Source organism: Mesorhizobium sp. M0983 (genome assembly GCF_040318975.1).
Classification (GTDB): Bacteria; Pseudomonadota; Alphaproteobacteria; order Rhizobiales; family Rhizobiaceae; genus Mesorhizobium.
The window spans coordinates 96558-109110 of sequence record NZ_JAMYNH010000007.1; the positions used below are offsets into that span (position 1 = coordinate 96558).

The following is a 12553-nucleotide window of genomic DNA, read 5'->3' on the forward strand; positions in this document are numbered from 1 at the left end:
TTGTGCATGATCTCTGGCGAAAATCTACTCGCTAACGATGCCGACCGGCGCCGTTTCGATCTTGAAGGCGGCCGAGATCAACGCCTTTGTATAGTCGGTCCGCGGGTTGCCAAAAATCTGTTCGGAAGGTCCGGCTTCGACGATCCTGCCATTGCGCATGACGATGACTTCATTGGCGAGCGCGCGGATGACCCTCAGATCGTGGCTGATGAAGAGATAGGCGAGGTCGTGCTTGGCCTGCAGGCTGCGCAAGAGGTCGACGACCTGCGCCTGCACGCTCATGTCGAGCGCCGAGGTCGGCTCGTCCAGCATGACGAAGCGCGGGTTGAGCACCATGGCGCGCGCGATGGCGACGCGCTGGCGCTGGCCGCCGGAGAATTCGTGCGGATAGCGGTTGCGCGTCGCCGGATCGAGGCCGACTTCCTGCAGCACGTCGACGACACGCTCGTCGCGCGCATCGGGCGACAGTTTCGGCTCGTGGATCTTCAACCCTTCCTCGATGATCTCGGCGACCGACATGCGCGGGCTGAGCGAGCCGAACGGATCCTGGAAGACGATCTGCAGTTCGCGCCGCAGCGGCCGCATTTCGTTGAAGGATAGCTGATCGATGCCGCGTCCGTTGAACTGGATATTCCCGGTCGACGAGATCATCCTGGCCAGCGCCAGGCCGAGCGTCGTCTTGCCTGAGCCGGATTCGCCGACGACGCCAAGCGTCTGACCGGCTCGCACGGTGACGTCGATGCCGTCGACCGCCTTCACATTGTCGACGGTGCGCCGGAAGAAGCCCTTCTTGATCGGAAACCAGACCTTGACGTCGTTGCCGACCATCACTGGCTTGGCGGCCTGATTGGCCGCCGGCGGCTTGCCCTTCGGCTCGGCGGCAAGCAGATGCCGGGTGTAGGCGTGCTGCGGATTGGCGAATATCTCCTTGGTCGGGCCGGTCTCGACGATCTTGCCCTTGGTCATCACGCAGACCCGGTCGGCGATCTTCCTGACGATGCCGAGATCGTGGGTGATGAACAGCATCGACATGTTCTTGCGGCTTTTCAGGCCGGCGAGCAATTCGAGGATCTGCGCCTGGACGGTGACGTCGAGCGCCGTCGTCGGCTCGTCGGCGATCAACAGTTCAGGCTCGTTGGCCAGCGCCATGGCGATCATGACGCGCTGGCGCTGGCCGCCGGAAAGCTGGTGCGGATAGGCGTCGAGCCGCTTCTCCGGTTCGCGGATGCCGACCTCGTGCAGAAGTTCCAGCGTGCGCGCCTTGGCGGTGCGATCGCCCAGGCCCTGGTGCAATTTCAGCACCTCGACGATCTGCTGCTCGATCGTGTGCAGCGGGTTGAGCGAGGTCATCGGCTCCTGGAAGATCATGGTGATCTTGTTGCCGCGCACGCGGCGCAAGTCTCTCTCGTCCGTGGCCAGCAGGTCGGCGCCGAGGAACAGTATCTTTCCCGAGGGGTGGCTGGCGGTCGGATAGGGCAGCAGCTTCAGCACCGACAGCGCGGTGACCGACTTGCCGGAGCCGGATTCGCCGACCAGCGCCACCGTCTCGCCCTTGGCAAGGTCGAAGGAAATATGGTCGACGGCGATCGACTGGTTGCCGCCTTGCGTGAAGGCGACGCTGAGGTCTCGTACGGAAAGGAGAGGGGCGGTCATGGCTCAACTTCCGCGACAACCCTGTCCAAGGCGGAAATTTCCGGTCGTATGATCGAAATTTTGGCTGCCATTTGAGGGGGGACGAGACGATTTGGTGCGATAGAATAGGTCTCTTTCAATCTCGTGTCCGCGGTCAGAAATTGTGTGCAGCCGAAGTGCATCGCTGTGGAAAGATGGATCGCGTCCGGTAATCTCAAGGAAAGGAATTCCGAACGCAACTGTGCTGCGTGCCAGAGAACCTCGCGAGTTATCGCCCCAATTGAGATGAAGGCATTGCCGATTGAAATATTGTCGTAGAGTTCGATCAGTCGATCATTGTTCTTTCTCATCAAGGGATCGACCATCAACTCTGCGAGCACGATCTCACTCGTCGCCAAGAAAAGCTGCTTTCTGCCGTCGTTCAGTGAAATGAGCTGAAGCAGTTTTTTTGCAAGCGCATCGTTGTTTTCAAAGGCATAGATGAAAATGTTGGTGTCGACATAAAGCCGGACTGCAGCCATCAATCCTCCCACTCATCGCGGAGGGCACGAACACGCGCGACAGCCTCGTCGAGGCTTGTTCCCGGCGCGTTGGCCTGAGCATTCCGCATGAGTTCAAGCAATTGTTCGCGGCCAAGAGGCCTGTTGGCCTCCTCTTCCACTGTCACTTTGACCGAGGCGCTCGGAGCTATGCCCCTTCGCAGTTCATCCGGGAGCTTCGATGCCGGGTAGTGTTGTTCAAGGATGACCCTATTCATAACCCTTTCCTTCCCCGACGTGCGGCTTGACGGACTGAACCGACGCCAACACCGTCATGGGTCCGGGTTCGCTCGATATCGGCCGGAATATAACATGCCGAATGCCAGCCCGCATCGCTCTCATCTGAACGTCTTGCGCGGATCGAAAGCGTCGCGGGTGGCCTCGCCGACGAAGACCAGCAGCGACAGCATCAGCGAGATGACGACGAAGCCGGAAATGCCGAGCCATGGCGCGTTGAGATTGCGCTGTGCCTGCTTCAACAACTCGCCGAGCGAGGCGGAGCCGGGCGGCAGGCCGAAGCCGAGATAGTCGAGCGAGGTCAGCGTCGAAATCGAGCCGCTAAGCAGGAAGGGCAAGAAGGTCAGCGTCGCCACCATGGCATTGGGCAGCAGATGCCGAAACATGATGGTGATGTTAGACACGCCAAGCGCGCGCGCCGCGTTGACATATTCGAAGTTACGGGCGCGCAGGAACTCGGCCCTTACCACGCCGACCAGTGCCACCCAGGAAAACAGCAGCATCAATCCGAGCAGGATGAAGAAGCCGGGCGGCAGGATGGCGGCGACGATCAAGAGCAGATACAGCACCGGGATGGCCGACCAGATCTCGATGAAGCGCTGGAACAGAAGGTCGGTCCAGCCGCCGAAATAGCCCTGCAGAGCGCCGGCCGCCACGCCGATCAGCGCCGAGCCGGCAGTCAGAACCAAGCCGAACAGCACCGAGATCCTGAAGCCGTAGATGACGCGCGCCAGCACGTCGCGGGCCTGGTCATCGGTGCCCAGCCAGTTCCAGTTGCCGACGTTGCAGTTGGGGTCTGCCTCGCCTTTCGGATACTGGTTGCAGCGCGTCTTCTTGTCGTAGAGCCAGGACGGCTTGGTCGGTGCTGCTTCGGGAATGGCGTTATTGACGGTCTGATAGGAGTAGCGCACCGGCGGCCAGATCATCCAGCCATTGGCGTTGATCTCGTCCTGGATGACCGGGTCGCGGTAGTCGGTGACCGCATAGAAGCCGCCGAACTTCTCCTCGGGATAGGCGACCAGGACCGGAAACAGGATCTCGCCCTTGTAGGAGGCGATGATCGGCTTATCGTTGGCGATCAATTCGGAAACCAGCGACAGCACGAACAGGAACAGGAATATCCACAACGACCAGTAGCCGCGCCGGTTGGACTTGAAGTTCTGCAGGCGGCGCTGGTTGAGCGGCGACAGAAAGGGCCGCGCGATCCGTGCCGGCGCCGTTTCGGCTGTGGCCTGCGCCATCAGACGTCTCTCCGCTCGAAGTCGATGCGCGGATCGACCCAGGTGTAGATCAGGTCGGACAGCAGCCCGACGAACAGGCCAAGCAGCGAGAAGATGTAGAGATTGGCGAAGACGACCGGATAGTCGCGCTGCACCACCGAGTTGAAGCCGAGCAGGCCGAGGCCGTCGAGCGAAAATATGTTCTCGATCAGCAGCGAGCCGGTGAAGAAGGCCGAGATGAAGGCGCCGGGAAAACCGGCAATGACGATCAGCATGGCGTTGCGGAAGACGTGGCCGTAGAGCACCTGCCGCTCCGACAGGCCCTTGGCGCGGGCGGTGACCACATATTGCTTGCGGATTTCCTCGAGGAAGGAATTCTTGGTCAAAAGCGTCGTCGTGGCGAAGGCCGACAGCACCAGCGCCGTCAGCGGCAAGGTCATATGCCAGAAATAATCGACGATCCTGGCCGGCCACGACAACTGGTCCCAATTGTCGGAGGTGAGGCCGCGCAGTGGAAACCAGTCCCAGAACGAGCCGCCAGCAAACAGCACCATCAGCAATATGCCGAACAGGAAGCCCGGAATGGCGTAACCGACGATGACGACGCCGCTGGTCCAGACGTCGAACGTGGAGCCGTCCTTGACCGCCTTGCGGATGCCGAGCGGGATCGAGATCAGATAGGACAGAAGCGTGATCCACAGCCCGATCGAGATTGACACCGGCATCTTTTCCAGGATCAGGTCGAGCACCGATATGTCGCGGAAATAGCTGTCGCCGAAATCGAAGCGGAGATAGTTCCACAGCATCATGCCGAAGCGCTCGAGCGGCGGCTTGTCGAAGCCGAACTGCTTCTCCAGTTTCTTGATGAATTCCGGGTCGAGCCCTTGCGCGCCGCGGTATTTCGAGCCGACGTCGCCGGCCACGTCGAAATTGGCGCCGCCGGCATCACCGCCGCCGCCGCCGAGGCGATCGCTGCCGCCCTGGTTGGTCAGCCTGGCGATGACCTGCTCGACCGGCCCGCCAGGCGCGAACTGGATGACGGCGAAGGACACCGCCATGATGCCGAACAGGGTCGGGATCATCAGCAGGATGCGGCGCAGTATATAGGCGCCCATCAGGCTCTCTGCCTCGCTTGTGGGAAAATCTCAGGCTTTGCCAATCTTTGCCGCCTTGTCTTTGTCGAACCACCACGACGTCTCGACCGGAAAGTCGTAATCCGGCTTTTGAGCGGGAATGCCGAACATGTCCCAGAACGCCGCTCGGTGATTCGCCAGGTCATATGTTGGAATCCAGTCTAGCCGTGCGCGCAAGGCCCGATCGAGCGCCTTGAGCGCGGTGACGAGCTCGATCCGGCTCTGTGCCTTGCCGGCTGCCTCGATCAGCGCGTCGATGGCTTTGCTTTCCGTACCCGGATAGTTGCGCATCCCCGGCGTCTTCGCCATCCGCGAATCGTAGAGTATCTCGAGGCCGTCGGCGGTGGGCGTCGCCCCGATCGACCATCGGAGAAGGTTGAAATCGAAATCATAGTTGCTTTGCCGCGCTTCGAATTGCGTCGAATCGACCTGCCGGATCGAAGCATCGATGCCAATCGCCTTCATATTCTCGGACCACGGGGCGAAGATGCGAACGAGGCCCTCGTCCTCGGCGAGCATTTCCACCTGCAGTCGCTCGCCTTTGTCGTTGACGACGAATTTGCCCGCTCGCTTCCAGCCGGCTTCGGCAAGCAATCTCGACGCTTCGCGCAGCAGCTTGCGGTCATGGCCAGAACCGTCGGAGACAGGTTGTATCACCGGTTCGCCGAAGGTCTCCGGCGGCAACTCGGCTCGAAACGGCTCCAGCAGTTTCAATTCCTGGGGCGAGGGCAGGCCCTCGGCCTTGTAATCCGATCGTTCGAAGTTCGATTGCGAGCGATCGTAGGAGCCGAAAAACAGCACCCGTTTGGTCCATTCGAAGTCGAAGCAATAGGCGATTGCGCGTCTCACGCGTATGTCGCGGAATTGCGGCCGGCGCTGGTTCAGCGCGACAGCCTGCATGGATGGCGATTTCTCGCCGGGAAATTCCCGTTTGACCACCCTGCCGTCCTTCAGCGCAGGAAAGTCGTAACCGGTCGCCCATACCCGCGCGGTACCTTCCTCGCGAAAATGCGTGTCGCCTTTCTTGAACGCTTCAAACGCTGCCTGGCGGTCAAGATAAAAATCGATACGGATGCGGTCGAAATTATTAAGCCCGCGGTTCACGGCCAGATCGCGGCCCCAATAGTCGGCGACGCGTTCATATTCGACAGTCTGCCCGGCCACCACCCGTCCCACCCTGTATGGTCCGGAGCTAAGCGGTGGGGTTAACGTCGAGGCGTCGAAATCATTGGCGGTGTAGAAGGCCTTCGACACGATCGGCATAACGGCGATCGCGAGGATATTCTGCGCGGACTGTTTGCCGTTGAAGGTGAGATTGACCGTAAGCGGATCGATTGCGACCGCATCCGTCATATGCCGCAGCGCTTGGGAAAGGTTCGGATGCCCCCGGTCCTTGTAGAGATTCAAGGCGAAGGCAATGTCTTCGGCGGTCAGCGGCGAGCCATCGTGGAAGCGCGCTTGTGGCCGCATGCTGAAGCGGTAGCCGTTGCGGTCCTGCGACAAGGTAACGGATTCGGCAAGCAGACCGTAGACCGCATCCGGCTCATCGACTGCCCTCGCCATCAGCGTATCGAAACAGAGCTCGGTGCGCGGCGGCGAATCCCCCTTCAGCACCAGCGAGTTCAACGTGTTGAAAGTAAGAAAGCTCTGATTGAGGGTAGCGTTCGGCGGGGCGAAATTCATCCGGCCGCCCTTGGGCGCGTCCGGATTGACATAGTCGAAATGCGCGAAATCCGGTCCGTATTTGAGATCGCCGAAGGCCGACAGGCCGTGCAGTTTCACGCCGGTTGGGATCGCGGCGAAAGCCCGCCCGGGCAGCAGCGCTGCGGCCGCGGCTGCACCGCCAAGGGCGAGGAAGTCGCGACGGGGCAGCGCCGCCATCAATTGCCACTCTTGTATTTTGCCGCCAGCGCCTTTTCCTTGACCGGATCGACCCACCAGGAATCCGTGTCCACGCCTAAATAGGCAGGCTGCTTTTCAGGCATGCCGAACTTGTTCCAGTAGGCCAGCCAGACCACGGGCCTGTGCCATTGCGGCACGACATAGTAATTCCACAACAGCACCCGGTCGAGCGCATGGGTGGCAGCAACCAGATCGTCGCGGTCGGTGGCGTAGATAACGCGGTCGACCAGCGCGTCGACAATCGGATCCTTAATGCCCATCAGATTGCGTGAGCCAGGTGCGTCGGCGGCTTTTGAACTCCAGAAGTCGCGTTGCTCGTTGCCGGGCGAATCCGACTGTGGGAAGATCCCCGTCACCATGTCGAAGTCGAAGCTACGGGTGCGGTTCACATATTGACTGGGGTCAACAATGCGAAGTGCGGCATCAATACCGATCTTTCGCAAATTATCGACGTAGGGATTTGCGATGACTTCGTCTGTCGGGTCCCGTCCCAGGATCTCCAGCTTGAATTGCTGGCCCGTTTGGGCATTGACCATTTTGCCGCCCTTGATGACCCAACCAGCCTTGGCGAACAGGTCGACCGCGGACTTCAGGTATTTACGCTCCGCCTGCGGCGTGTCGTAGACCGGCAGTTTGAATTCCTCGGTGAACACTTCAGGCGGCAGCTTGTCACGATATTGCTCGAGAATCTCCAGCTCCTTGCCTTTCGGCAGGCCGCTGGACGCCAGGTTGGTGCCCTGGAAATAGCTGCTCGTGCGGGTGTTAAGACCGAAGAACAGCGTACGATTCATGCTTTCGAAATCGAGCACGTCGGTCAACGCCTCGCGTATGCGTCGATCCTGAAACTGCGGACGTCGCAGATTAAGCGCGAAACCCTGCATCGGCTCGGGCGACTCGGTCTTGAACTCCCTCTTGATGACGTCGCCTTGCTTGATCGCGGGAAAGTTATACGCCGTCGACCAGCGTCTGGAGCTGTTTTCCGCGTTGATGTCCTCAAGCCCACCCTTGGTGAATGCCTGCCAAGCCGCATTCTCATCGAGGATGTAGGTGTACCGCTTCGTGTCGAAATTCTCTCGGCCGATCTTCACCGGCAACTTGGCGGCCCAATAGTCAGGCACGCGCTGCCATACAATTTCCGAACCTGGCTTGAAGCTGGCGATCTTGTAAGCGGCCGAACCCAGCGGCGGCTCCAGCGTCGGCCGGGTGACGTCGCGCTTCTTGCCGTTGGCGTCAGTGCCATCCCACCAGTGCTTGGGCAGTACGACGAGGTCGCCGAGAATCTTGGGCAGTTCGCGATTGCCCTTCTGGCTGAAATGGAACTCGACCTCACGATCGGAGATTGCGACCGCATCGGTAACGTTCTCGAAATAACGGCTGTATTGCGGGCTGTTGGCCTTTAGCACCTGGAACGACCAGATCACGTCGTCGACGGTGATCGGCTGGCCGTCATGCCACTTCGCCCGCGGATCGAGCCGGTAGGTCGCCGAGGAATAATCGGCCGGATATTTATAGGCTTCAGCGACCAGCGAATGGCTGGTGCTGCCTTCGTCGGTCGCCTGCTCCATTAGCGTGTCGTAGAGCAGACCGCCGCCAAAAGGGACGAAGCCAGCGGCGGCAGAACCCTGGACGATGTAGGGATTGAAGCTGTCAAACGTGCCGGGCGCCACCGAATTCAGCGTGCCGCCCTTGGGTGCATCCGGATTGATGTAATCGTAGTGCTGGAAGTTGTCGCCATATTTGGATTCGCCGATCAGCGACGAGGTCGTGCGCCATTCGTCCGCGAGGGCCGCCTGCAGGCCGCCGGCAAAAGCAGCCAGCATAAGCACCGATTTCAGAAGCGTCCGCGCTCGGCCAACCGTCATGCGTTCTCCTCTTCGCGATATATAGCGCCGTCACCATAGCGTCTGGGCCCAATCTAGATCATTTGGCGGCGCTGAAAACCGCAACGGAGCGGCTTTGTCGTCGCATATGCATTTTCCTAACGAAAAAAAAGCCGGGCTGAACCCGGCTTTTTCAAGGATTATGTCATTACAGTTTTGTTATTTTGCGGGTGCAGCCGGAGCGGCTGGCGCCGCGCCTTCTGCCGGCTTGGCAGGGGCTGCACCTTCGGCCGGCTTGGCGGGCGCGTTCTCGGCCGAGGCGCCGGGCGCCGGCAGCGGCTTCGGATTGTCCGACAGCGTGCGCAGATAGGCGATGACGTTGGCGCGGTCCTCATCCTTCGGCAGGCCGGCGAAACCCATCGCCGTGCCCTTCACGAACTTCTTCGGCGAGGTGATGAAGTGGTTGAGGTTGTCGTAGGTCCACTTCTCGCTGCCGCCCTTAGAGAACTCCTTCATGCCGGCAGAATAGGCAAAGCCCTCATGCTCGGCGACCGGACGGTCGATGATGTCCCACAGATCGGGGCCCACCTTGTTGGGGCCGCCCTTTTCGCCGGAATGACAGGCCTGGCATTTCTTGAAGACGGCGGCGCCCGCTTCGGCGTTGGCGGTGGTCAGCAGCTCGGCGATCGGCTTGGCCTCCGCGGCGGGAGCGGCCGGGCCGCCTTCGGCAGGCTCGGTCGCCTCGATGGCAAAGCCGGGCTTTTCCGGCGCCGGCGAGGCAAACAGCGCGTCGGACACGATGCCAACGGAAAAGACAATGAACACCGTGCCGAGGAAAGCGGCGAGCAGCTTGTTGACTTCGTTGGAATCCATACGCCCCAGGCTCCCTTTTCCGGCGGACCGATCCGTCCACTCCGTCCGTCGGTATCGTGAACCACCCTGCGAGGCGGTCAAATCGCGCGGAAACTAGGTCTTTTGCTCCGGCGTTGCAACACCTATAAGGGCGCTGCCAGTGAGACCTTTTGCCACTTTTGTCCTCCTCTTTTTCGAGCCCCTGCCCGCCTCATGTCCACCCTCATCCTGATCCCGGCCCGCATGGCCTCGACCCGCCTGCCGGGCAAGCCGCTGGCCAACATCGCCGGCACTCCGATGATCGTCCACGTCGCCCGCCGTGCTGCCGAGGCCGGCCTCGGCCGGGTCGTCGTCGCCACCGATACGCAAAGCGTTGCGGAGGCGGTGCGCGCGCATGATTTCGAGGCGGTGATGACGCGGGCGGACCACGAAACCGGCTCCGACCGCATCTTCGAAGCGCTGACCATTCTCGACCCTGGCAACAGCGTCGAGACCATCGTCAATGTGCAGGGCGATCTGCCGACCATCGAGCCCCTTGTTATCGGCGCCGCGCTTAAGCCTTTCGAGAACGCAGCGGTCGACATCGCCACGCTCTGCGTCGAGATCGTCCGCGACGAGGAAAAGACCAATCCGAACGTCGTCAAGCTGGTCGGCTCGCCACTCTCGGCGACGCGGCTCAGGGCGCTCTATTTCACCCGCGCCACCGCCCCCTGGGGCGAAGGCCCGCTCTACCATCATATCGGCCTCTATGCCTATCGCCGCGCCGCACTCGAACGCTTCGTTGCGCTGAGGCCGTCGCCGCTGGAGCGCCGCGAGCGGCTGGAGCAGTTGCGGGCGCTCGAGGCCGGCATGCGCATTGATGCGGAGATCGTGCAGTCGGTGCCGCTTGGCGTCGATACGCCGGACGATCTCGAACGCGCCAGGGCGCTCCTTTCCAACTAAGAAATTCTTCCCCCAATTCCCGAGACTCTGCGCATGCCTGAAAAGACCAACAAAATATCCTTCCAGGGCGAGCCGGGCGCCAATTCCGACACCGCCTGCCGCAACATGTTCCCGTCGATGGAGCCGTTGCCGTGCCCGACCTTTGAGGACGCCTTCAACGCCGTCGAGACCGGCAAGGCCGATCTGGCCATGATCCCGATCGAGAACACCATTGCCGGCCGCGTCGCCGACATCCATCACCTCTTGCCGGAATCGAAGCTGCACATCATCGGCGAATATTTCCTGCCGATCCACTTCCAGCTCATGGTGCTGCCCGGCGTCAGGCGCGACGAGATCCGGACCGTGCACAGCCACATCCACGCGCTCGGCCAATGCCGCAAATACATCCGCAAGAACGGCTGGAAGGCGACGGTTGCCGGCGACACGGCGGGCGCCGCCAAGATGGTCGCCGCGATGAAGGACCGCACCATGGCCGCGCTGGCGCCGGCGCTGGCCTCGACGCTCTACGGGCTCGACATCATCGAGGAGAATGTCGAGGACACCGACAGCAACGTCACCCGTTTCGTCGTGCTGACCAAGAACAAGCAATGGGCCGAACGCCCCTCGGCCGACGCCAAGATGATGACGACCTTCATCTTCCGCGTCCGCAACGTGCCTGCCGCGCTCTACAAGGCGATGGGCGGCTTCGCCACCAACGGCATCAACATGACCAAGCTGGAAAGCTACCAGCTCGGCGCGTTTACGGCGACGCTGTTCTACGCCGACATAGAGGGCCATCCCGACGACCCGCTGGTGAAGCTGGCGCTCGACGAGCTCGCCTTCTTCTCGCGCGAAATGCGCATTCTCGGCGTCTACCCCGCCAGTGCCTCGCGCGAGCAATGGAAGGTGGCGGATTAGGGTCCGGTCAGGTCAGGCTGAGCTTGTTCTGCCTGGCCGGCTTGCCGCATTCGCGGCGGCTGATCGACCGGTTCATGGCGTCGATCTTGCCGCTTGCCTGGTCGGCGTCACGTTTGGCTTTTGAGCGCATGTCCGGCGTGAACGGGCCGAAGCCCGTCGCCGGGTTGGAGAAGGACGGCTTGGCGTCCACCGGCAAATGATATTGCTGCGCCAGGCCGTTTCGTTGCGCCAGCAATTGGTCGCAAGGCACCTTGTCATATAGCAGCGAGGACTGGACGTTTTCGTCCTGCCGTTCGGACATCGAATTGCCGACGCAGCCGGCCATCGCCAGGCAAGATGCCAAGACCATCATGTTCCAGCGCATGAACGTGCTCCTTGTCTTTCGCAGCTGCCACTCTCCTGTGCAGCGGCAGGAGTCTTAGCCAGATTTTACGCTGCCGGAAAGCAAGCTTGCCAGTACGGCAAGCCCTTCGACCGGTTCGCGGCGATCCTGCCGGATAATCGTTGCCTGCAGCGACAGGACCGAAAAGCCGTTGGCGTCCAGAACCCGCTCTACATAGCTTTGCGAATGCGCATAGCGGCGCGACGGCTGCAAGGCGAAATCGCCGCTGCCAGATAGGTCGCCGCCGGAGAGCGTCTCGACGGAGAACGCAAACAGACCGCCGCCGGCAAGCATTCCGGCAATCTTGGTCACCACCTTGTCGAGTGCGCCGAGATAGATGAACACATCTGCCGCCGTCACCAGATCGGCTTTCGGGCCTGAATAGCAAAAATCCTGCAGGTCCGTCTTGACGAGCAGATCGTAGACGCCTTTGGCGCGCGCCTGCCTCAGCATGCCGGCCGAGATGTCGTAACCCTCCAGCCGATCGGCGATCGGCCGCAGTCTCTGGCCCATGAGGCCGGTGCCGCAGCCGAGATCGAGCACCAGCGAAAACCGGCCCGGCCGTGCTGCCCGGATGGCTCGGTCGAGACATTCGGGCAGACGATAGCCTAGCCTGTCGACCAGCTCACCCTCGAAGCTTCCGGCATAGTGGTCGTACAGCGTCTCGACAAAGGCGCTGGGCGGCGCCTGGGCGGCCGCTGCCTTGCCGATCAATTGCAGCTTGAGCACCGCGCCGAGCCTGTCCGCCGGGTCCAGCCGCAGTGCCGTCGTCCAGGCCTGCGCGGCGAGATCGGGCGCGCCCGCCGCCTCCTGCATCTCACCGAGGCGGAACCAGCCGGCCGGCCATTGCGGCGCCAGTTCGAGCGCGCCGAGCAGCAATTCCGACGCTGCCGCATGATCGCCGGACGCATGGAGCATTTCGGCATAGTCGGCGCGGCGGTCGGCGGTCGGATCGCCGGACGAAGTCTGGAGCGGTTTCATGGCGATCAGGTTCCGC

At 61.6% G+C, this 12553-nt stretch carries 12 protein-coding genes; 2 read left to right on the forward strand and 10 right to left on the reverse strand.

Annotated elements, in window-relative coordinates:
* Positions 1-24: 24 nt before the first annotated feature.
* The 8 genes from NKH71_RS15240 to NKH71_RS15275 form a co-directional block, all read right to left on the reverse strand.
* The gene (locus tag NKH71_RS15240) at positions 25-1653 is read right to left on the reverse strand and encodes an ABC transporter ATP-binding protein (protein ID WP_352483258.1); all 1629 of its coding nucleotides are present in this window, start codon (positions 1651-1653) and stop codon (positions 25-27) included.
* The gene (locus tag NKH71_RS15245) at positions 1650-2153 is read right to left on the reverse strand and encodes a type II toxin-antitoxin system VapC family toxin (protein WP_352483259.1); all 504 of its coding nucleotides are present in this window, start codon (positions 2151-2153) and stop codon (positions 1650-1652) included. The genes NKH71_RS15240 and NKH71_RS15245 overlap by 4 nt, the downstream gene beginning before the upstream one ends.
* Positions 2153-2389 (reverse strand): hypothetical protein, encoded by a 237-nt coding sequence (locus tag NKH71_RS15250; protein ID WP_352548783.1) that lies wholly within the window; start codon positions 2387-2389, stop codon positions 2153-2155. The genes NKH71_RS15245 and NKH71_RS15250 overlap by 1 nt, the downstream gene beginning before the upstream one ends.
* Before the next feature lie 120 nt (positions 2390-2509).
* The gene (locus NKH71_RS15255) at positions 2510-3649 is read right to left on the reverse strand and encodes an ABC transporter permease (protein ID WP_352483260.1); all 1140 of its coding nucleotides are present in this window, start codon (positions 3647-3649) and stop codon (positions 2510-2512) included.
* The gene (locus NKH71_RS15260) at positions 3649-4743 is read right to left on the reverse strand and encodes a microcin C ABC transporter permease YejB (protein ID WP_352483261.1); all 1095 of its coding nucleotides are present in this window, start codon (positions 4741-4743) and stop codon (positions 3649-3651) included. Before NKH71_RS15260 ends, NKH71_RS15255 begins: the two co-directional genes overlap by 1 nt.
* Positions 4744-4773: 30 nt before the next feature.
* The gene (locus tag NKH71_RS15265; protein ID WP_352791800.1) at positions 4774-6642 is read right to left on the reverse strand and encodes an extracellular solute-binding protein; all 1869 of its coding nucleotides are present in this window, start codon (positions 6640-6642) and stop codon (positions 4774-4776) included.
* On the reverse strand, positions 6642-8525 hold the full coding sequence (locus tag NKH71_RS15270) for an extracellular solute-binding protein (RefSeq protein ID WP_352483263.1): 1884 nt from the start codon (positions 8523-8525) through the stop codon (positions 6642-6644). The genes NKH71_RS15265 and NKH71_RS15270 overlap by 1 nt, the downstream gene beginning before the upstream one ends.
* Positions 8526-8702: 177 nt before the next feature.
* The gene (locus NKH71_RS15275) at positions 8703-9356 is read right to left on the reverse strand and encodes a c-type cytochrome (RefSeq protein ID WP_352483264.1); all 654 of its coding nucleotides are present in this window, start codon (positions 9354-9356) and stop codon (positions 8703-8705) included.
* Between the two features lie 192 nt (positions 9357-9548).
* On the opposite strand from NKH71_RS15275, the gene NKH71_RS15280 reads away from it, so the two are divergent.
* Together NKH71_RS15280 and NKH71_RS15285 are read left to right on the forward strand one after the other, a co-directional pair.
* Positions 9549-10277 (forward strand): 3-deoxy-manno-octulosonate cytidylyltransferase, encoded by a 729-nt coding sequence (locus NKH71_RS15280; RefSeq protein ID WP_023717846.1) that lies wholly within the window; start codon positions 9549-9551, stop codon positions 10275-10277.
* Positions 10278-10310: 33 nt separating this feature from the next.
* Positions 10311-11174 carry a prephenate dehydratase gene (locus NKH71_RS15285; protein ID WP_352483265.1) on the forward strand — a complete coding sequence of 288 codons (864 nt, stop codon included), beginning with the start codon at positions 10311-10313 and terminating at the stop codon, positions 11172-11174.
* A 7-nt stretch (positions 11175-11181) separates the two neighbouring features.
* Here NKH71_RS15285 and NKH71_RS15290 read toward each other — a convergent pair whose 3' ends face one another.
* Both NKH71_RS15290 and NKH71_RS15295 read right to left on the reverse strand, forming a co-directional pair.
* Entirely contained in the window at positions 11182-11538 is a 357-nt protein-coding gene (locus NKH71_RS15290) for a hypothetical protein (protein WP_352590814.1), read from the reverse strand.
* Between the two features lie 54 nt (positions 11539-11592).
* Positions 11593-12537, reverse strand: a complete 945-nt coding sequence (locus NKH71_RS15295; RefSeq protein WP_352483267.1) for a class I SAM-dependent methyltransferase — start codon at positions 12535-12537, stop codon at positions 11593-11595.
* Between the last annotated feature and the right edge of the window lie 16 nt (positions 12538-12553).